At 54.4% G+C, this 21,625-nt stretch carries 14 protein-coding genes; all 14 read right to left on the bottom strand.

Features of this window, described 5'->3' with window-relative positions:
• Positions 1–3: 3 nt before the first annotated feature.
• The 14 genes from yqfD to addB all read right to left on the bottom strand — a co-directional run bounded on the left by yqfD (position 4) and on the right by addB (position 21,214).
• Entirely contained in the window at positions 4–1,185 is a 1,182-nt protein-coding gene (gene yqfD, locus ACLB09_RS01505) for a sporulation protein YqfD (RefSeq protein WP_410767988.1), read from the bottom strand.
• On the bottom strand, positions 1,182–1,475 hold the full coding sequence (gene yqfC, locus ACLB09_RS01500; protein ID WP_410767987.1) for a sporulation protein YqfC: 294 nt from the start codon (positions 1,473–1,475) through the stop codon (positions 1,182–1,184). The genes yqfD and yqfC overlap by 4 nt, the downstream gene beginning before the upstream one ends.
• Before the next feature lie 110 nt (positions 1,476–1,585).
• Positions 1,586–2,029 (bottom strand): GatB/YqeY domain-containing protein, encoded by a 444-nt coding sequence (locus ACLB09_RS01495; RefSeq protein WP_410767986.1) that lies wholly within the window; start codon positions 2,027–2,029, stop codon positions 1,586–1,588.
• A 15-nt stretch (positions 2,030–2,044) separates the two neighbouring features.
• Positions 2,045–2,218 (bottom strand): 30S ribosomal protein S21, encoded by a 174-nt coding sequence (rpsU, locus tag ACLB09_RS01490; RefSeq protein WP_005547957.1) that lies wholly within the window; start codon positions 2,216–2,218, stop codon positions 2,045–2,047.
• Between the two features lie 132 nt (positions 2,219–2,350).
• Positions 2,351–2,713: a histidine triad nucleotide-binding protein gene (locus tag ACLB09_RS01485; protein ID WP_410767985.1), complete on the bottom strand. Its 363-nt coding sequence runs from the start codon at positions 2,711–2,713 to the stop codon at positions 2,351–2,353.
• Between the two features lie 311 nt (positions 2,714–3,024).
• Positions 3,025–4,176: an ABC transporter permease gene (locus ACLB09_RS01480; RefSeq protein WP_410767984.1), complete on the bottom strand. Its 1,152-nt coding sequence runs from the start codon at positions 4,174–4,176 to the stop codon at positions 3,025–3,027.
• Between the two features lies 1 nt (position 4,177).
• Complete coding sequence (locus tag ACLB09_RS01475; protein ID WP_410767983.1) at positions 4,178–5,314, bottom strand: ABC transporter permease; 1,137 nt, start codon at positions 5,312–5,314, stop codon at positions 4,178–4,180.
• Between the two features lie 58 nt (positions 5,315–5,372).
• Positions 5,373–6,308, bottom strand: coding sequence for an ABC transporter ATP-binding protein (locus tag ACLB09_RS01470; protein WP_410767982.1), 936 nt, complete (start codon positions 6,306–6,308; stop codon positions 5,373–5,375).
• A 150-nt stretch (positions 6,309–6,458) separates the two neighbouring features.
• Complete coding sequence (locus ACLB09_RS01465; RefSeq protein WP_410767981.1) at positions 6,459–7,568, bottom strand: sensor histidine kinase; 1,110 nt, start codon at positions 7,566–7,568, stop codon at positions 6,459–6,461.
• Between the two features lie 4 nt (positions 7,569–7,572).
• The gene (locus tag ACLB09_RS01460) at positions 7,573–8,214 is read right to left on the bottom strand and encodes a response regulator transcription factor (RefSeq protein WP_410767980.1); all 642 of its coding nucleotides are present in this window, start codon (positions 8,212–8,214) and stop codon (positions 7,573–7,575) included.
• Between the two features lie 38 nt (positions 8,215–8,252).
• The gene (locus ACLB09_RS01455) at positions 8,253–11,705 is read right to left on the bottom strand and encodes an AAA family ATPase (RefSeq protein ID WP_410767979.1); all 3,453 of its coding nucleotides are present in this window, start codon (positions 11,703–11,705) and stop codon (positions 8,253–8,255) included.
• Positions 11,702–12,883 (bottom strand): exonuclease SbcCD subunit D, encoded by a 1,182-nt coding sequence (locus ACLB09_RS01450; protein ID WP_410767978.1) that lies wholly within the window; start codon positions 12,881–12,883, stop codon positions 11,702–11,704. Before ACLB09_RS01450 ends, ACLB09_RS01455 begins: the two co-directional genes overlap by 4 nt.
• 811 nt (positions 12,884–13,694) lie before the next feature.
• The gene (gene addA / locus ACLB09_RS01445; RefSeq protein WP_410767977.1) at positions 13,695–17,687 is read right to left on the bottom strand and encodes a helicase-exonuclease AddAB subunit AddA; all 3,993 of its coding nucleotides are present in this window, start codon (positions 17,685–17,687) and stop codon (positions 13,695–13,697) included.
• The gene (gene addB, locus ACLB09_RS01440) at positions 17,681–21,214 is read right to left on the bottom strand and encodes a helicase-exonuclease AddAB subunit AddB (RefSeq protein ID WP_410767975.1); all 3,534 of its coding nucleotides are present in this window, start codon (positions 21,212–21,214) and stop codon (positions 17,681–17,683) included. Before addB ends, addA begins: the two co-directional genes overlap by 7 nt.
• Between the last annotated feature and the right edge of the window lie 411 nt (positions 21,215–21,625).

Raw genomic sequence — 21,625 nt, 5'->3', positions numbered from 1 at the left:
GCCTCATTCTCCTTGGTCGTATACTATCGGAAGTTCTTCCGCAATATTTTGTTCCACTTCAAAAAGCACTTTCATATAAACTTTACCATTGTCTGTCTTCTCATGCAAAATTTTTTGATTCAAAATAACGCTGTTCGCCCCGTGCTTGGCCAAAATATCTCTTCTGGCACGTTCAATCCCGTCATTCACTGCCTGATTCTTGGACAGCTTGATTTCCAATTCGGTCGTTTCAAGTATTTTTTCGTTCATCCAACCGATCGGCAGCTTGATGGATCTCCAGGTTAATGGGTTAAACTCTGTCAGCATTTGGGAGTGGCTGAAGTTCACTTTTCCGTACCCCGAAAGCTGGATCGCCGTTTTTCCGAAAAAGAGATAGCCTCGCTCCTTCTTCTCCCCGGTGTATGCCTTTTGCTTCCGGAGGAGCGGCACCTCGATATTATACTCATGCCATACATTGCCTTTAACCTCACCTTTGGAGACGACCGCTTTACCTCCCTGAATGCCGGACACAAGTATCTGGCCCTTCCGGACGCGGTCGTTCTTTTTCACTTCAGGCTGGCCTTTTTCCGCATAAATGTATGTAATAATTCCATCGGCCTTGCTAACCAGATGCCGCGGACTCGCGAGCCCCTGCTCTTTCGGCTGCGTCGCCTCGACGATCTGAATGGAAATTTTCGTACCCGTACGGGATACTCCGACCCAAGAGGTTCCCGGCAGCTTCCGGTTCAATTCGGCGGAAAGCTTGTCCTGCTTAGGCAATGAGAAAATCCATTGAAAAGGATACAGCCCTTCCTCACGCGCGACCTTCAGCACGTCTTCATCCGGTATTTTTACATTTCCTTTGATTTCGATATCCCATACCAGTTGGGACAAGCTGAAAACGACGGCTATAAAGACGGCAAAACCGATGCCGAACCATTTCCTTTGCCAGAGCCGGGCCAGAATGAAAGGAAATCCGGAACGTTTCTTGATTCGCAGGCGGCAGCCTGTCCTTTTCAGAAGCGGACGCAAAGAAAAAAAGTCCGCCACCTGTAAATTCATTTCCATTTTACCGTCAGGTAAAGCTGCCAAATCCCAAATCCGGATGCCCTGCCTATAAAGTTCATTAATGAATGATTCGATTGCCTCGCCGCGCACGACCACGGTCACTGTTCCACGCAATTGGGAAAATACCGGTGATTTCACTTGGATTCCTCCGTTCCGCGATATTTAATACCAAAAATCATTCCTTCGATCACAACTTCCTCCGGCATAATCTCTTTAATGACCAACCCGCTTCCCTCAACCTCCAACTTGCCTTGGCTGAGTTCCAAATGCAATGACTCGGGGGAAAAATGCACCACGCCCCGATGGTTCTCTATGTAAAGCTGCTTATTTCCGATCAAGGTGAGCCTGGGTAAATCGAGTACGAGATCACCCGGCAGGTCGAGCGCGTCGACCGTCCATTTGCGGAATTTGCGGACAAACCGGCTCATATGAGGCAATCCTCCTTCCTCTACTTTACAAAGTATGCGGAAGAAACATCATTTATGAGAAACAGAAAAAACACCCCCTACAAAATGTAGGAGGTGTTGCTTTGTCTCACCTATTGCAAAAGCTGTTGAACTGCCTGATTGACAAGCTTGCCGTCTGCCCGGCCTTTGACCTTAGGCATAAGCGCACTCATCACTTTCCCGATATCGGCTTTCGAAGTAGCCCCGGTTTCCTGGATGGTCTGCTGTACAATAACTTTAATTTCTTCTTCGTTCAGCTGTTCGGGAAGGTATTCGGCAATGATCTCGGCTTCCGCTCTGACGTTTGCGGCAAGATCGTCTCGACCCGCTGTTTCAAATTCTTGGAGGGCATCTTTGCGCTGTTTGATTTCACGACTTAGGATATCAAGCACTTCATTATCGTTCAAAGGTCTTTTCAAATCTATCTCAAGATTCTTAATCGTAGCACGAACCATTCGAATGGTGGAGAGTTTGAACTTGTCTTGACTCTTCATCGCCTGCTTCATATCTTCGTTCAATCGCTCGCTAAGATTCATGGTAGCATAATCCTCCTAAAACTTTCTTTTACGAGCAGCCTCAGACTTTTTCTTGCGCTTTACGCTTGGCTTTTCATAATGCTTGCGTTTCTTCACCTCAGCCAATACGCCATCTTTAGCAATAGAGCGTTTAAAGCGACGAAGTGCAGCATCAATTGTCTCGTTTTTGCGAACTTTAGTTTCAGACACCAGTTTTCCCTCCCTCCGACCAGACCGTCCAAGAGCATAACACGGTTCATCAAACTTCATTATAGGGGAAAAATAAATAGGGTGTCAACCTGACTACCCATTTTAATATATGGAAGACTTAAAATTTCCGGTTCAGGCGTGTGAATCGGAATTCTGTACCAATGCGCCCAAAGGGGCTCCGCCAAGCAAATGGTAATGGATATGGTATACCGCTTGTCCGCTGTCTTTGCCGCAATTATTGATCAGCCTGTAGCCGCTCTCGGCTACTCCAAGCTTCTTGGCCGCTTCTTGAGCAATGCGGTGCATCTCCCCGATCAGGGCAAAATCTTCCGGACCGACGTCATTCATCGTTGCGATATGTTTCTTCGGAATGATCAGCACATGCGTCGGTGCCGCCGGTTGAATGTCATGAAATACGAGAAATTGGTCGTCTTCGTAAACTTTGTTCGATGGGATCGCGCCTTCCGCAATTTTGCAAAACAAACAGTTTTCCACCTGAAACCCTCCTAAGATTATCGTAAATAGAATACGTAACTCAATTCATGCTCAAAAATGTATGTTTGAACAGCTTCTACATGTTATCATACCGGAAAAAAAGGGCAAAAAAAAGAAGCACCCTGCTCACTCAGCGAGTTCGCTTCTCGGACGAACGTATTGGACCGAAATACGAAAATATAATCTCTGTCTCAATACGTCCATCGGGGTGCTTCACAAAATTGATGTCGGCTAACTGTAGTATAACAGCGGGGTGATACTGTATCTGTGATCTGTGTCACGTTATAAAACAAAGGAGAAAAAATGGTTTTTTAAATAAACCTGCGGGTGTCATTGTTGTGCCCGAACTTGTAGGCGGCAATCAAAAAGAACACGACGGCAAAAACGAGCAGGATGAACAGATTGAGCCAAATTCCACCGAATCCGCTGCCGCCCTGCAATTTCTCGATCGCCTGCAACACCCAGCGCTGCGGCATAAAGTCGGCGATCCGGCGCACAGCCGTAGGCATAATCTCAACCGGAAAGAAGCAGCCGGCAAGCAGGCAGGTCGGCGTGACGATCAGATTTTGCAAGGAGTCGGATACACCCCTGTTTTTGGAAAAGGCGACAATTACCAGCGAAATGCCGACGGAAACTAGGGCAAACAGTCCAAGCAGGCCCGCCAGCGTCGTGATCGGAATACCGGGGTCCAGCTTGAATACGTACCGCAAAAAGAACAGCGTCACTATAATTTGCAGCAGCATCACGATCATATTGACGATTATATTGGATACCGCATAGGCTTTGGAACTGACCGGTGAAGAGATAATCCTGAAAAAGGTCCGGTCCTCCCTGTGTTTAAGAATCAGTTCCGTCAGGTTGACCGATGACATCATCATGAACAGGATCAGGAACCCGATTGATTGATAGGTCATATCCTTCGTTACCGATTTATCGTTTACGGTTTCCGCTTGCAACTTAAAGTCCGTTTTCCGGTATTCCTCAAACAGCACCTGATACCTCGTAGGGTCGCCTTCGGCAGCCCTGCCGAGCGAAGTCATATTATCGATATAGCTGTACAGCATCGCTTTTAGGTAGGCAGTAACTTCTACGCCTTTAATGGCCGAGATAACGATATGATCAGGCTCACCGGCAAGTACGCTTCGGGAATAACCTTCCTCCAGCAAAACTCCGCTATCCAGCTTTCCTGCGGCAAGCTTACGCGCTAATTCCTCTTCCGTTACATTCTCGGCCTGCACCTGTCCCATTTCCGAAATAAACCGAACCGTATCCGCCGCGATAGCCTCTGTCCCGTCGCCGTTGACCACGCCGACCCGCAGTAAATTTTGTCCGGCATTTGCGTAGAGAAACGTCGAAATCAGAACGCCGGCAAGCGGCAATCCGAAATAGATAAGAATGTTGCCTCGTTTGCGGAATTCCCTCTGTAGCGTGGATATAACAATCCACCATATATTTTTCCCCATATCAGATCCCCTCCCTACGGCGCATAAACATGGCCGACGCCATCAGCATCAACACGGCCAGACCGATATTCAGGCCAATGACAGGCCACATGACCGCCGTTTCACCACTGTAAACGATTTTGGTCAATGCGACATTTCCCCACCGGATCGGAGACAGACTGGCGATCCAACCGACTACACCCAAATCCCCGTCTACGCTCATCGGAAAGTATGCCCCGCCAAAAATAGCCGCCAGTTGCGTGAAGATCATGAGCACATTACGGCTTGCCGTGCCTTTAAAGAGATAACTGACCGCAAGACCCAGACTCACCGCCAGAATAACTTCGGTGAACAGGACGGTAAGTACGGCGAGCAGATGGTCGCCCCAATAGGCCTTGAACAGAAATTTACTGACGACAATGATCAAACAGACGCAGAGCATGTTCGAGCCGATGCTGCCGAGTATTTTTCCGGCAAAAATAGCTCCCTTTGAAACCGGGGCGGCAGCGAGACGCATCGCCGTCCCTTGTCTGGTCTCGGAAGTGATCAAGCGGCTTGCCGACCAGGCCCCCCACAAGGCGACCATACAGGTCATGGCCAGGGCATAATAATCAATAGCTCCAGGTTTCCTGTCGGCGACGATAGAGGTCTCTTTAATATAGTTTGCTTCATTCCCTTCCCCCGTGCCCTCCGACTGCATGACAGATATATCCTGCCCCGTCCGGGCTAAGGCGGAAACGGCTTTGTATTTATCCGTAAACGCGGCCAACATGCCTTGAACGATCGAGCTTTCAATGGCGCTACGACTGCTGCCGTACAAGGAAATGCCGCTCTCTGTCAACTCGACATAGTCGTCGTACCGGTGCTGCTCCACTTCCTTCCGTCCGTCCATCCCTTCATTCCAGGACTGAAACTTTACTCCGGATTTCTCCACCGCCTTGGCAAAGGCATCAAAACTTTGCGTTAAAGGCCCGCCTGCTGTCTTATCTTGGACCAGTACGCGGATTTCTCCAATATCCGAGGTGCTTGAGAAGTTGTTGCTCAAAGCGACCCCTAATATCAGGATCAGCAAGATTGGAAAAGCGAGCATGAAGATGATTGTCCACCGATCGCGAATATCATGCTTGATTTCTTTTAATGCTATATTTAAAAAATTCAATCTATTAACCTCCCGTCGCTTTGATCTATCCATTCGATAGGTCTAGGCCGATTTTGACTTAATCTCTCAGGTTACGGCCCGTCAGCGTCAAAAACACCGTTTCCAGGTTGGGCTCCTGCTCCTCCACGGACCTGATGTCCGCACCGCTGTCTATCAGGAGCTTCAGGATTTCGCTCAAATTATCGACCGCCATATCGCTGCTGATGCGGATCATATTGTCCTCCACGCTGACGTTTCTAACCCCGGGAATATGTTTTAACGAAAGGGCTAGCCCTGGCTCCCCCCTCTTCAGTTCAATGCGAATGTCCTTCAGGTCCGTAATCGCAGCGATAAGTTGCTCCTTTGTACCGTCGGCGATGATTTTGCCGTGATCGATGATCGCGATACGCGAACAGATCTCCTCTACCTCCTCCATATAGTGGCTCGTGTAAATGATGGTACAGCCCATCTCGTTCAGTTTGCGCACCGACGCCAGAATGTAAATCCGCGATTGGGGATCGATGCCCACGGTCGGTTCATCCATAATGATCAACTTGGGGCGATGGGCGATGGCGCAAGCGATATTCAGCCGCCGTTTCATGCCTCCGGAGAAATTTTTAGGAAAATTCTTCGCCTTGTCTTCAAGGCCTACAAACTTAAGCGCCTCTTCCGTTCTTTCCTTGAGTTCTTCACCTCGCAGACCATACAACCCGGCAAAAAACTTCACATTCTCGTAAGCTGTCATATCTTCATAAATAGCCAATTCCTGCGGTACGATCCCGAGATTCATTTTGGCGAAGCGACTATGTTTCGCGATATTCTTATCCAGAATATTAATCTCGCCCCCGCTCGGCCTTAGCAAGGAAGCAACAAGGTTGATCGTCGTGCTCTTTCCCGCTCCGTTCGAACCAAGAAAGCCGAAAATCTCGCCTTCGCCCACAGTCAGCGACATATTGTCAACCGCTATGAAATCGCCGAATTTTTTGCTTAATCCGCGAATATCCAATACGTTCATCCAATCCACTCCGTTTCCGGTTCTTCTTTGAATCATGGATTCATTGTAAATAAAAAGGATGACCTTATGTCAGTGCATAAGTTCATCCTTTGAACATGAAGATATTCATAATTATCCATGGCATAAGCCGATTATAGGAAGTGAGATTTCTCATGCATCTTCGAGAGGCATCAGCGTCGTTACGCTGAATCCCCGGGTCCCATCGGCGATAATCGTTCCGTTTACCGCGGCTGTCCGCTCCTCCATCCCCAGCAGGCCGAGCCCTTTAACAATCTTCGGCTGACCCCGTCCATTGTCGGAAACCACAGCTTTAATCAGTTTGCCGAGGACCCTAACCTCCACATGAACGGCGTTCGCCGAGGCATATTTAGCCGTATTGGTCAGCGCTTCAGTCACGTTGTCCTGAATGATTTTCCACTGCAGCGGGGTAATCCGCTCCATTTCTCCGTCATGAATCACGGTGGTACGCAGCCCGGATTTGCTGCCGAAAGCCTCGACCCCCGCCTTCAGCCGATGAATACCCAACTGCTGCACCGGTGGCTTCATATTTTTGAGCGTGAGTCTGATCTGTTCGATGGCCTCTTTAGAGATACCGATCGCGTTTTGCAACAGCGCCTCCGCCGCTTCAAGATCGGAACGGAGCATCACTTTGGCCGCCTCCATCTGGATGAGCGCCCCGGTCATGGAATGGCCGACACCGTCGTGCAGTTCCTGAGACAGGCGGTTGCGTTCCTCCAGCTTATACATATACTCCGAAGCACGGATAAACTCCTGATTTTCATGCAATCTTTTCGCCAGTTTTTCCTGATCGTCCCGCATCTTGTCGAGCAGTTCCTCCTGACGCTGCATTTTGCCCGTTTGCCGGCTGGCATAGTTTCCGTTGAAAAAAACCAGGAGGGCAACGAAGGAGTACAGAAGAAACAGATTCTGCTGATCTATGATCAACAAAGGAACAAGCATCACGGCCAATAATAGAATCCGTCTGCGAAAATAGGGCGTGGCCAGTTCATGCAGGCTAAGCGGCAGAAGCAGTAAGAATTCCGCCTCAACATAAAAAGCGCAAAGCAGAAGATAAGCAATTACGGTAATTACAGCGGCACGCTTAAGATAGATTGGCTTTAAAAGCGGTTCTATCAGGCTCAGTGCTATATAAATCAAGAAAAACAGCACCAGCCAGGATGACGGATCAGCGGTTGTAACATAGGCGGCGACCACGAATAACAACAGGATCAGCTTATTCCCCAGATTCCACTGCTCCATGGCTTTAGCGGGTCCTTCCCGTCAAATAGTAAATGGCGATTTGCGTCCGGTGTTCCAAGGCCGTTTTGTTCAATATCGAAGTGATGTAGTTGGCAACCGTCCCTTCGGAGATGAACAATTCTTTGGATATTTCCTTGTTGGACAGGCCTTTGGCGATCCGCGACATCACTTCCAGTTCCCGCTCCGTAAACAGGGCCGCATTGATCTGCGGCGCAACCGGGACGCGGCTTTCGCCGAGGCTGCTTTTAAGCTTGTCCAGGATGACATTTTGCAGCACGTTATGGCCGTGGTATACACTTTTGATCGCATCGCAAATCCGCTCCGGATCATTATTTTTCAACAAGTATCCTTTTGCGCCGAAACGGATGGCGTCCATGATATATTCATCGTCGTCAAACGTGGTCAGAATCAGCGGCTTGGTCTTCGTCTCTTCCACCAGCAGCCGTGTAGCCTCCACGCCATTCATATTGGGCATGCGAACGTCCAGCAAGGCCACATCCACCTCATGCTCCTTGCAGTAATCGACGGCTTCGCGGCCGTCTCCCACCGTCGCAAGCACTTCAAAATCATCAAAAGTATTCAAAATGATGCGCATGCCTTCCCTGATAAAGGAATTGTCATCCGCAATCAACACCGAGATCTTCATCCTCAGCCTCATTTCCGCACATAGTCCAGTCTCCGCCGTTACATCCGCTCCAGCATCACTTTCGAGCCCTCGCCCCCGTTTTCCGCAGGGATCACGATGAGCTTACGGGCCAAACGTTCACGCAATTCCGCTACATGCGTAATAATTCCTACGGCAAGATGGTCGTGATGCAGATGCTCCAGCGAAGTAATCACCGTATCCAGTAATTCCGGATCCAAGGTGCCAAATCCTTCGTCCAGGAAAAAGAATTGCAGCGGATACTGTCCCCGCAGTTGAATCTGTGCGGATAAAGCCAATGCCAGCGCCAGGGAGGTCAGGAAAGTTTCGCCACCCGACAGGGTGGAAACCGGCCGTTTCACGCCCCCGTTGGCATCGTCGCAAATAACGAAGCCGCCGCCCGAGTCCGTCTCGAGGGCATAACGTTGCTTGGTCAAAGAACGCAAGCGCTGGGAAGCCGCATGGCTGACGTTCATCAACTGCTCCTCGGCGACATATTCCACGAAGGCATTGCCGCGCAGCGAGGACTGGAGTTTCCCCAGCAATCCCGACTGATGCTCCAGCTTCAGCCTTTCCGTCTCCAACTCCTTCCAGCGGACATGTCTTGCTTCCAGATCCTCCAGGTCGCGCTCTGCCCGGGCTTTGCCCTGAAGTGCCGCTTCATCCTGCGCCTTGGCCAGTTCCAGAGCTTGCCGGCAAGTCTCCCATTCCGCTTCGGTCACCATGTTTCCGCCCAGCTTGGCATCGATCTCCTTCAAGTTGATTTCATGCTCGCGTTCCTGGTCGCGGTGATCTTTTACGGTTCTCGCATCCCGATCCCCTTGTTCGGGATCCATAAAGGACTCCACCACTTCCGACTCCGTATTAAACGGAGAGGAAGCCAGCCCTTCTTCCCAGCGTACCAGGCATTCTTGCTCCTGCTCACGCGCGGATTGCAGCGCCTGCCGGGCTAAAGCATTCCCCTGCGCCGCTTCGCGGTTCGTGGCCTCGCATTCCGCAAGCTTCTTACGGCTGTCCTCGGCGGTCTGGCGAAGTGTCAGCAACTGCCGCTCCGTCTCAGGCAGCAGTTTCTCCACGGAGCCTTCGCCGATCCAGGCTGCAAGCCGTTCATGCTTCTCCCGGAGCAAGGAATCTTTTCCCTGCTCCTGTACTTCCCATTGCAGCAGCAGCTTGTCCAGCTCTACTGCTTTTTGGGTCAGTGCGGAAATACTCCCCAATTTCTCCTCGATGAACGGAATGCTTACTTTCAGCCGCTGTTTGATATCTTCCCCGTGCCGGTCCTTCTCTTCGATCTGCAATTGAAGCCGTTCCACCTCATCGAGATTCAAATCGGGATATTCTGCGGTCCACTCGGCTTGCTTGGCCGAGAGCGCCAACCGGTAGTCGCGGTTCCGCTCGGCAGCCTGCTCCAACAAGCTTGCAACCGAGGCAGCTTCCGCCCGGGCAGCGGCGAACTCGGGGGTCAGCGCTGAGAGCGAAGCTTTCGCTTCCCGGGCATTGCGCTGGAGCCGCTCCAACTCCGGCCGGTGCATTGCGGCCTGCTCCTCCAGCTTGGCTGTATAATGCCGGAAAGTCTCGAGATCTTGCCTTTCAAGTTTCTGGCCGCTTAGCTCATCGGATGACCTCACGAGGATGGCTTCCGCTTCTCCGGCAGCCGCCGTTTCCAATTGTGCGGCCTGACTGCCATCAACCTCTTGTTCCAATGCGCCCAGCATTTCGATCAGATCGCGGCACGCATCGGTCTGGCGGGGCACGCTATATTTCAGTTCGCGGACCGAAGCCAGCAGCATCTCCCATTCTTCCAATTCCGGCTCGTTTCCGGCTCCCTCCTCATGTAACGAGACAGCCCCGGGGTGATGCAGCGAACCGCAAACCGGACAGGGCTGACCGTCTTGCAATTGCTCGGCCAGGCGAAGCGACAAGAGATGAATCTCCCTTTCCTTCAATAAGGCGCGAAGCTCCGCTTCCCGTGATAACAACGCCGTTTCAAAGGCCGGAATTTCCTCTTGGAGGACATTCAGGTGAGACAGCTGCTTTAAAGCTTCCGCCGCCAATTCACGGCACTTTGCCTCCGCCGATTGTTCGCGGACCCCGATCTCCCTAAGCTTGAGGGCAGCCTGCTCCGCTTTTGCCCTCAGAGCCGTCTCTTCCAGCCCGGCTTTGTCCGCTTCCTCCCGCAACCGGATGAGATCCTGCCTGCGGGTGGCCGCAAGCTGAACCCGCTGTCGTTCGGACGGTTTCACTTCGCTTTCGGTCAGCAGCCCCTCCAGCTCCTGCTGGCGCTGCTTGGCTTTGGCGAGGAGCTGTTCTTCCTTCAGCAGCTCCTCGGCGACGGTCTGACGCTGCTGGGCCCCTTGCTCGCGGGAAGCCTTCAGCTCCCGCAGCCCGGCGGCCAGTTCGTCGCATTCGCGCTGGAGCGCTCTTGCTTGCTCCAGCTGATCCAGGCGCAGCAGCAGGGCGGGTTCCTCGCGGCTGAGCGCTTCACCGGCCGCTCCGGCTTCGGCGGCGGCCTGATCTGCCGCGGCCGCGGCCTGGACGGCCGCTTCTCCGGCGCGGCTGGCGGCGGTTTCGCGCTCCGCCGCCAGCTGCCGCGCCGCTTTCCAGGCCGTGAGCATCGGCCTGATGCCCGCGGCTGCGGCGGCCTTGGCGAGCCGCGCCTCCAGCTCGCGGATCGCGGCGTCCTGCCCGCGCAGCGCGTCGAGGAGAGCCGCCCGGCGGGTGCGCTCCTCGCTAAGCTCGCGAACCTTGGCGAGCGACTCCGCGCGCTGCTGTGCAGCGCCGAGCTCCCGGCGACGCGCCTCCGCCAGCTCCGAGGCCGCCTTCAATGCGGCCTCCGCTTCCCTTAGCGCCTCTTCGGAGGCGCTGCCGAGCCCTTGCTGTTCGGCGGCGAGCTCTTTGATCGCCTGCTCCGTTCCCTTCACCTTGCGGGCCAGTTTCTGGCCGAGTAAGTCCCCGTATTTCTCCAAATGGAACAGCCGCTGGAGCATCTGTCTGCGATCCACGCCTTTCAGGGACAAAAACTCGGCGAATTTGCCCTGCGGCAGCACGACGGCCCGGGTGAAGTCGTCCATCTTCAGACCGATCTTCTCCTCCACCTGGCGCGTGACCTCCGCCAGCTTGTCGGCGAGCACCTTTTCACCCTCCGGAGAAATCTCAATGAACCGGCTGATCGTATTGCTCACCGACTGCTCGCCCTGCCGTTTGAAGCGCCGTTCCACCCTGTACCGTTCCGGCCCTTGCGCGGAAACCAGTTCGAACGTGAAGGCGACAAACAGGCTGTCTTCGGAATGATTCATGATTCCCTGGGTACCGCCGGTTGCGCGGCCTACTTTTCCGTACATCGCCAGGGTAATGGCGTCCAGCAGGGTCGACTTTCCGCTGCCGGTCGGTCCGAAAATCCCGAATAAGCCCGTATCGCAAAGACTCGTAAAATCAATCTCCTGCGTCTCGCGATAGCTTTGGAGACCGGATAATTTTAGCGATATCGGCTTCATGCTTCCGCCTCCCCGTCTTGCGGCTCTTCATCTTCGGACACCAGCGACATGAACAATTCGACCAGCTCCTCCTCCGGCTCCGCCCCTCCGCTCTGCCGCTGATAAAACTTGCGGAACAGTTCATGGACCGGCATCTGGGAGCGCGAAGCAACCAACTCCTCGGCATCCCGTCCGGGATAGACGGGACGGATATGTACGATACCCTCATGCGCCTTCCGTAGCCTCTGAATATCGCCAAGCGACATTGCTTCTCCAAGATGGATTTCCAAATCGATAAATGCGTTGCGGTCCCGGCCCTCGTCCAAATAGCGCCAAACCTCTTCCAGGCCTCCCCGGCAGCTCCAGCGCACAAGCGGTTTCCCGCTGGTCAAGAACAGCTCCTCCACCTGGGGAACCCCGCCCGGTGCCAGATCCAGCTGAATCACCGACTTGGCCTGCCCCGCTTCCGAGAAGCTGTATGCCAGCGGGGACCCGCTGTACCTGATCATTCCGCCGCCTTTGACGGCCTGCGGCCGGTGCAGATGCCCCAGCGCCGTGTACTGGGCCCCAATGTCCAAGGCAGACGGGTCCACCGTATACGCCCCGCCGACCTGAATCGGCCGCTCCGAATCGCATTCCAGTCCGCCGAGCACGTAAATATGGCTCATGGCCAAATTTACGGTATCCGGGCGGAAGGCTCCGGCCAGTTGCCGCATTAATTTGCCCACCTTGGCGCTGTAGGCGGTGCGCAGCTCTAACTCGTCTCCGTCTCCTGCCAGCAATTCGGCCAGCCGGGACTCCGAAGGATAAGGAAGCGCCGCAATTACGGCTGTCTCCCCGCTCCGGGGTACCTGCAACGTAACGCTGTCCGCCGTCGGCAGACCGACCAGCGAGATGCCACGGCGCGAGACTAGCGGAGCCACGGCGGATACCCGCTCCGGCTGGTCATGGTTGCCGGAGATGACCACAAGCTGCCGCCCGTTCTCCGTCAGCCGGGCAGCAGCTTCGTAAAACAACGATTCCGCCGCAGCCGGCGGGTTGACGCTGTCATAGACGTCGCCGGCCATAAGGATAACGTCCGCCTGCTGCTCATCCGCCATCCGGACCAGCTCGTCCATAAACTGCGCCTGTTCCGGCAGCCGGCTTCTTCCCTCCAGCGTCCGGCCCAAATGCCAATCGCCCGTATGCAATATCCGCATGTTTTTCCCTCCATATCTGATGCTCCGGTATTGCGCCCGGTGCTCTATTGTCCGTCGGCTTTCCGTATTGCTACCGCAATCGGACGCATACTCCCAAAGGAGCCCCGGTCTCATATCTTCCGCATGGTATTGATCGTTGCCTTTCGCTCACAAGTTTCGCGAAGCGTGACCCTTAAGCCCTACCTGGGGGGCGCAGGCTTTGCGCCCGGTGCTCTGTTGTCCGTCGGCTTTCCGTATTGCTACCGCAATCGGATGCGTACTCCCAAAGGAGCCCCGGTCCCAAGTCCTTCGCATGGTTCATTACTAGTTGCTCACGGGTTCGCAATTCTTAAGCTCCGTTTCATAGCCCTACCGTGGGGCGCAGGCTTTGCGCCCGGTACACTGTTGTACGTCGGCATTCCGCATTGCTACCACAATCGGAAGCGTACTTCCAAAGGAGCCCCGCTCCCAATTCCTTCGCAGGGGTACTGTTAGTGCTACTCGCTCTCGGGTTCGCGAAGTGTGGCCCGTAAGCCCTGCCGTGGGGCGCAGGCTTTGCGCCCGGTGCTCTGTTGTCCGTCGGCTTTCCGCATTGCTACCGCAATCGGACGCGTACTCCCAAAGGAGCCCCGGTCCCAATTCCTTCGCAAGGGTACTGTTTGGTGCTACTTGCTTTCGGGTTCGCGAAGTGTGGCCCGTAAGCCCTACCGTGGGGCGCTGGCTTTGCGCCCGTTACTCTGTTGTCCGTCGGCTTTCCGCATTGCTACCGCAATCGGACGCGTACTCCCAAAGGAGCCCTATCGCTCCCGTCCGGGCGCCTGGGATCAGAACCTTATAACTTAACCGCATCGCCGCTGTCGAAGAAGTAAAGCCATTTTTCGTCCACGGGAATGCCCGTGATTTGTTCGACGGCGGTAGCGTAAAGTTCGAGTTGGAAGCGGTAGGTTTCTCTCAGGGCTTGGACGCCGCCGCGATGAGGGAGTACCTTGTCGCTTTTGTAATCGAGCAAAATTTGTCTGCCGTCCACATAGAACAGGCAGTCCACGATCCCCTGGATCAGCACGGTTTCCTGATCAAGAATTTGAGCGATCCGGATACCGGATGCCTCAGCTTCCGCAAGAGGGCCGTTCACAGGCGGCGCCAGCCGCGGAAACGCATCGGCTGCGGACAAGCCGTAGCTGAACGGCATTTCCCGGCGAACCCAGTCCGCTTTTTGGAGCATCTGTCCCAATGGACTGCTCAGGAAATCCGCAATTCTGGCCACGTCCATTTCCGCGGTTTGTTCCGGCGTCATGATCTGATGCTCAACCAACATGGTTAATGTATCTTGTACCGTTTTTTCGCATGGTTCCTTGTCAAAAGGCAAATGCTGCATCACTGTATGATAAGCCGTTCCCCGCTCGGTAGGCGTCATTCTGGCCTGTTCCAAAAATTTAGGGCGGCGGAGATGGAGCTTGAAATCAACTTGATCCGTCGTCTGCTCCAACTCTCTCCGGAGTTCATTAGCCGCAAAAAGATCACTAGGCGGTTCCTCCTGATCGGCCAGCAGTGATTTCATTTCAGTGACCGAGGTTTTAGCCGAAATCCGGGTTGACATTTCAAAAGGATAAGACCAGCTCAGTTTGGAATTCACCTGGTTCTCCAGTTCGCGGTCGAGTTGGTTCAATACGCTTACAGGTCCTCCGGATAGGAGTGCTCTTAGATGAGCAGGGTCGGTTCCTGAATCCGGATTCCCTTCCTGTTCCAAGACATCGGGCTCTTTGGCCGCCGCAGCCGCGGCTGTCGCAGACAGAACGATTTCCCGGGCAGGCATGAAGCCGATCACCCAATCGGAAGCACTGTCTCCGAAAATAGCCGGGGAAACCTCGGGAAGGCCCCCGAAACGGCGCAGTTCAGCCGCGGCGGGATGTCGGATAAGGGACGGTCCGATCCAATCGAGATAGGATCTTCCCCGGGCCAACAGGTAGTCGGGGAGCTTTTCCTCCTCTGTTTCCAGCGCTCCCCCCCAGGTCTCCACGGTCCCAGCCAAATCTTTGACCGACGAAATCAGGATCAGCTTGTCTTTCGGACGGGTGAGCGCCACGTAAAGTACCCGCATTTCCTCCGCCAGCAGTTCCATTTGCGCCCGACGGCGGATCGCCAGGTTCGGCAGCGTCGGATAACTCACCCGTAAGGCACCGTCGACGAATTTCGGTCCGAAGCCCATCTCCTTGTGCATGAGAAAATTAGCGTTCAAATCTTGACGGTTGAACATTTTGGACAAGCCCGCGACAAAGACGACCGGAAATTCCAATCCTTTGCTTTTGTGGATCGTCATGATCTGAACCGCGTCTTCCTGCGCGCCGGCAGATGCCGCTGCACCCAGGTCTCCGCCATTTTCCCGGAGCCGGTTTACATACCGAAGAAAGCGGAACAGCCCTCTTGAAGAGGTTGTCAGTTCATATTGTCTGGCCCGGTCATGCAGGGCGCGCAGATTGCCTTGCCGTAAGTTCCCCCCAGGCAGTCCGCCGACCCAATCAAGATAACCGGTATCCCGGTAAATCCCCCAGATCAGAGTGCTGAGTTCGTCTTCTCTGGCCAGATTTCTCCAGGTTTCCAGCTGATTCAAAAATGTTTGCAATTTCAATGCCAGGGGTGTCTGATCCAGAGACATAACGGAATCTTCTCCGGATTCGGATTTCGATTCATCACTCCCCGACGCGGCGGCCAAAAGCGCTTCAAAGAAATTGCCAGTTCCGGCAGCCAATCGAATTTCAGCCAATTCTTCCTCGGATAGTCCGTAAATGGGCGACCGCAGCACGGCGGCCAGCGGAATATCCTGAAGCGGGTTGTCAATAATTTGCAGCAAGGACAGCATGGTTTCTACTTCCGAAGCCTGAAAATACCCTTGGCTCAGTTCGCCGAACGCCGGAATACCCTCCATCCGAAGCTCCTCGATCATGACAGGGGCCCAGGACAGGGTCGAGCGAAGCAAGATGACCATATCCCGATATTCCACCGGCCGGGTTTCTTTCAAATGTTTATCGAAAATCAGCAGCGGCGGTTTTCCGCTATCTCCCGTCAGTTCACGGATCCGGGCAGCGATCCCCCGCGCTTCCAGCCGGACGGCTTCGAGTTCCGCCGCAGTCTCCTCGTCGCTTCCCGGTTCTCCCCCGGCCTCTTCGCTTGAAACGGACTCCCCTCCGAAAACGGATGCCGCATCCGAGTTGCGATCAATTAACAATAATTCCGGGCGGTAGTCGCTACCGTCAGACAACTCCGGGAAACCATCGCCATAAACGAGCTCGGCCCGGGAATCGTAAGCAATCTCGGCAACGCCTTCGTTCATGATCTGTCTGAATAAGAAGTTGACCGCATTTACTACCTCGCTTCGGCTGCGGAAATTCCGAGCCAAATCGATCCGTAACCCGCCATCGTCAAAACCGTTACCATAGCTGCGATATTTCTCCAGGAACAGTCCCGGATCCGCCAACCGGAATCGGTAGATGCTTTGCTTAACGTCACCGACCATAAACCTGTTCCCCGGCTCCTGCCGGGAAATGAGGCGGACAATGTCCTCCTGAACGGTATTCGTATCCTGATACTCGTCCAGCAGGACTTCATCGTACAGCGCCTGATATTCCCGTGCGGCATCCGATGGCGCCGTCGCTTCGGGAGTTGAATCGGAATGGCGTAAAATCTGCAGGCAATAGTGCTCCAGATCGGAAAAATCAAGCCACCCCTTGGCTGTCTTTTCCGCCTTGTAACGCTCGCCGAATTCGATGACCAATTCCGCCAGTTCCTCCATTACCGGAGCCGCCAGATGAAGCTCGTTCAAGAACGCCTCGGCCGGACGGCCGAACAACTGGTTCCGCAGGTCGGTAACCAATTTCTTGGCTTCTTCCCGCAACCCTTTAACCCGCTCCTGCACCGCCGGGTCTGTCTGATCCTTTTTGCAGGGCTTTAATTTGCCGAATCCGACAGTCTGAAAGGTTTCGTACAGCCCGGACCAGGACTTCTCCAACACGGCCGACTTCAAACCCAGAACCGTCCCCAGATCTTCTTCCAACGTCAGGGCGTATGGCTCGGGACCTCCGGGAGAAACCGCCAGCGTTTTCGCCTGGCGAAGCAATTCGGCAGCCCCATCCAACGTAATCGACGAATCGGCTAAAATACTTGCCACCCATAAGCTGCCTTCCAGCGCCGTAGGATCGGGAGCCCGGAATGCCGACGCCGCCTGACGCAGCCAATGTTCCGGCCAGGAATGGCTTCGGGAGAAATCATACAGTTTTTGAACGAGAGCAAAAACCGCATCATCGCTACGCTCGCCGCTAAACCAGTCCACAAGCGCCAAAAAGAGGCTGCCCTCCTGCTCCGAGGCATACTTCTCCTCGAACAGGTCCTCCAACACCTCTTGCCGGAGCAGGGCGGTCTCGCTTTCCGAGGCGATGCGGAATCCGGGATCGAGCGGAATCAGGGTGTAATAACGCTGAATGACCTCCATGCAAAAAGAATGAAGCGTCGTAATCGACGCCCTGCCCAACATGGCAAGCTGCCGGGTAAGATGCTCGCTGCCGGGATCCCGCGCCAGTTCTTTTTCCAGCGCCTCGCGGATCCGCTGTCTCATTTCGGAGGCAGCCGCTTTGGTAAAAGTCGCGACCAGCAGCCGGTCCACGCTGAGCGGGGCATCGGCGGCGGACAGCTTGCGTATGATCCGCTCCACCAGCACCGCCGTTTTGCCGGAACCCGCCGCAGCGGCCACAAGTATATCTCCGCCGGAAAGCGAAATCGCCTTCCACTGATCATCGCTCCAATAGCTTCCCGGCGGCTTGGGTATAGTCAACATGGCTCATCCTTCTTTCCGTCCGGTCTTTCCAGCAGCTCCCACAGCTGGTCCTTGCCCGGCTTGTTCAACACCTGATAGTCGCTGCCTTCCAGCGCCTCCTCGAACCGGCACACCGGTTTATAAGCGCAATGGGTACAGGCCGTCTCGGTTCCAAGGCGGTAGGGTGCTATTTTGACGTCCCCGTCCGTGATTCTTGTGCCAATGTCCACGATCGTACGGCGCACCGAGCCCAGCAGCGTCTGCCACTGCTCCGGCGTCGCTACGGAGGCGCTGCTGTAAAAGCTGCCGTCCGCTTTGACCGCCACCGGCAATATTTCCGAATATCCTTTTTCGAGCTCACCGTCCATTTTGGCGATGACGTCTCTGTCCGCCAGAAGGAGGCCTTTCATTTTAAACCGCTTGAGCAGCTCTAACCGGGCTTCTTCGGCTCCAAGTCCGTTTGCGCTTTGAAGCAGCGGATTATGCACATGAAAATACAGCGTGCCTGCCGGAAGGGCAGGCTGGCCCAGCCATGTTTCCGACGAGCGAAGCAATACATCCAGATAAGTCAACATCTGAAGCGACAATCCGTAGTAGACTTCATGCAGCTTTAAATCGGTTTGGCTTGATTTATAATCGATAACGCGCAGCAGCACGCCCTCTTCGCCTTCCGCCATATCGACCCGGTCGATCCGGCCGACGATTTCCATGACGCAACCGTTCGGAAGCTCGAAGGTCAACGGGGGCAGCGGACGATCCGGTCCGAAGTCCAGTTCAAGACCGACCGGTTCGAAGCTTCCCCGCCGGGACTGTTCACCCAGGATAACGGAGGCGCGACCGACGATATTTTTCAGTTTGCGCGAGATGTATCCGTACCGCTTCGTACTGAGCAAAATTTCCCCCTGGAGCTTCGGCGCAAGTTTATCCACCGCGGCGTCCGCTTCCCTGACGCACTCTTCCGGAGTCAAGCTGCCCCAACTGCGGTTCTGTTCCTTGAAGGTAACCGCCATTTGGCTCAGCGCCGCATGGAACAACTGACCGATATCCGGTGCCTTAAGACGATACAGCTGGCGTTCCTTCAACTTGAGCCCATGCGAGGCGAAATGCGAAAAAGGACATGCCGAAAATTTCTCCATTCGCGAGACGCTGGTCCGCAGCCGTTTGCCGTACAATTTGCGGCTGGTTGCCGGAGTAAGTCCGCTCACCCGGTTGCGGTAATCCAGCGAGCCCAACAGGGAATCGACTCGGAATTCCCATTGCGGCTGCTCTTTATACCATTTGAGCACACTCCACCAAAGAGGAGAAATGGCCTGTCCCGATTTCCAAGTTCGAAGCTGACCGATCAATCTCGGTAGCGTAGGCTCCGGACGGCTGACGAAATCAAGCTGGTAAGTTAAAGGATCGGAAACCGACGGTGCTTCACCGATCTGTTGTTCTTGCAGCATGCCTGCCGGAAAAATCCGTTTCACATGCCGGATAACCTCGGATGGGAGCAATCCTTTCCCGTCCTCATCCGCAGTCGGATAACTCAGCCACAACGAGCGGCTTGCCGCGGAGAGCGCTCCATATATCAGGAATCTCTCGTCAAGCAGCCTGCGGGTAATTCCGGGAGCCAGTTCCACCCCGATCTCACCCAAACGCAGGCGCTCCTGATCGCTCAGCAATCCCTCTTCCTGAAGGTTTGCAGGCATAACCCCTTCATTAATGCCCAGCAGGAAGGCGTGTTTGACGTGACGGGTCCGCGTACGGTCCGTACTGCCGACCAGCACTTGGTCCATAGCCGGCGGAACGAGTCCCAGCTTCAAATCTTTAAGGCCCGTCTCCAGAACGCCGGCGAACAGTTCCGCCGAGAGGTGCTCCTCACCCATCATCTCCACGATTTGATCCAGCAGATCCAAAATCGAATTCCACAGCTGTCGATGCTCCATCGCCTGTTGAGGTTGTCCGCCCTGCAGGGCCCGATGGGCCAAAAGATCCAGCCGCTGAGGCGCGGAGGTCTCTTCAAGCAGCCGGTAAACGGCTGCACACATCTCCTGGACCGTTTTAGCCCGCTTCAGGCGCTTTTCAAATCCGGTCAGCGGAACGGTCACTGCCGCACGACACCGCTCCAACAGTTGGAGCCTCTCGCTTTCGGCCCGGTTCCGCGCTCCCTCGTCCCCGTCCAGCGACAGGCTGGGAGCCCCTTTCCAGGGCCGTCCGTCAGTCCAACGGTAGCCTTGAATCCCGCTGGCCAATGCGTAATTTTCCAGCAAATCCATATCCGCCCGTGTCAGGCTCCCGTCCAGCGGAAGCAGAAACTCGCTCTTTACGCAGCGGAACACATCCTCGTACTTCCAAAATTTCAGCGCGACGTCCAGCCCCCCGCGGATAAATTCGATTAGCGGGTGGTGAAGAACGCTTGCTTTCTGGTCCATAAAAAACGGGATCCCGTAATCTTCGAACACAGGCCGAATGATATGTTCATAGTCACCGAGATTCCGCACAAACAGCGCCATATCCCGAAAACGGGCACCTCGTTCGCGAACCAGTTTCACCATTTCCCTCGCAGCCCCCTCCACCTCGATCCGGCGGTTTCCGGCGGCATGGAGGGACAAAGACCCGGCAAGATCAACGGGAGGCAAGCTGCCCTCCCAAGGCATCCGCCGCTCATAAGCCGATTCGAGATAGGACAGCGTTTCGCTGCCGCCAAATCTCGGAAACGGACGAGCGTCCAGAAGTTTATAGGGCTTCACTTCCACGCCGAGCGACTCGGCCAACTCCAGCAGCTTCGTATATGTCATTGCCGTTTGATGAAACAGGTTCAGCTCATGCGGAACCATGCCGCCGTCATACGGACGGTCCAGCGTCAGCGCGACGGTAACGGAAGACGCCACCTGCATCAATGCGCCCAGCGCTTTATATTCCTGCGGCGTAAACGCATGAAACCCGTCGATCCACAAATCGGCTCCCCGCAGATAAGAAGATTCGGGGGCGCCTTCTGCCAGTTTCACGACATGGTCTTCCGCATCGATATAGAGACGGGCCAGTTCCGCATCAAATTCCCGGTACAGTATATTCAAATCATGCAGCTTGTCTTTAAGCAGCGGAGATTCTCCGGCTGCGGCTTCCAGCGCTTGAAGCTGCTCGTCCAGCCGGGTAAAATCGGCATTATACTTTTTCATTTCCGTATAGAGCGCATTGATCTCGTCGATCAGTCCAAGCTGGTCGCTGCCATGGCTATATAACTTCAACTCCTCCTTGTGCCGTCTGAGGATTTTGTACAGCAGCATTTTTTTGCCTTCCTCGCTGATCGGCACAAGGGCGGACCCTCCCGTTTCCTGCATAACGCGTAAAGCCAGCCGGCGGAAGCCGAGCACCTGAACGCGCACGGTTCCCCGCAGTCCCGGAGCGCTAACTAGGGCCTGCTCGATCTGGAAGGTTCCCTGTTCCGGAGCCAGCAAAATCATCGGAGGGCCCAAGGGATCTTCCTTAAGCTTCGAGGTGATCTGTTCCAGTACCATACTGCTCTTGCCGCTGCCCGAGCGGCCGATGATAAATTGTAATGACATGAAGGTGCCTCCTACCTGCGAAGGCATTCATCCCTCGCCAAAATGGACTTATATGTTATTTCTCCAGTTCAACTTCAAGTTACTACCCAGTATACCATATCGAGTCGAAATAAGAATGTACGTTCCCAGCCACACAACAAAAACAATCCCTTCCGAAAAATCCAGAAAGGATTGCCAATTTTCATAGTAATCATAAGGTTTGCTAGAGACATGCTTTCGGCTTGAAACCCGCCCGAAACCAGCTTGAATTCTGCTTGAAACCTAGAAATCCGCTAGGGCTCTGCCCTTGAACGCCGGCAAAAAGCACACCGTCAGCAACAGAATCCATCGAGAATCGTAGTTCTCGTTCATCCGTTCAGGCCCTCATCATAATTAACTGGAAAACCTACAGTTAATTCTAGCCATTTGCAA

The organism is Fontibacillus forbon (assembly GCF_046559655.1).
GTDB lineage: Bacteria > Bacillota > Bacilli > Paenibacillales > Paenibacillaceae > Fontibacillus.
This window is presented reverse-complemented; position numbering and strand designations above follow the sequence as displayed.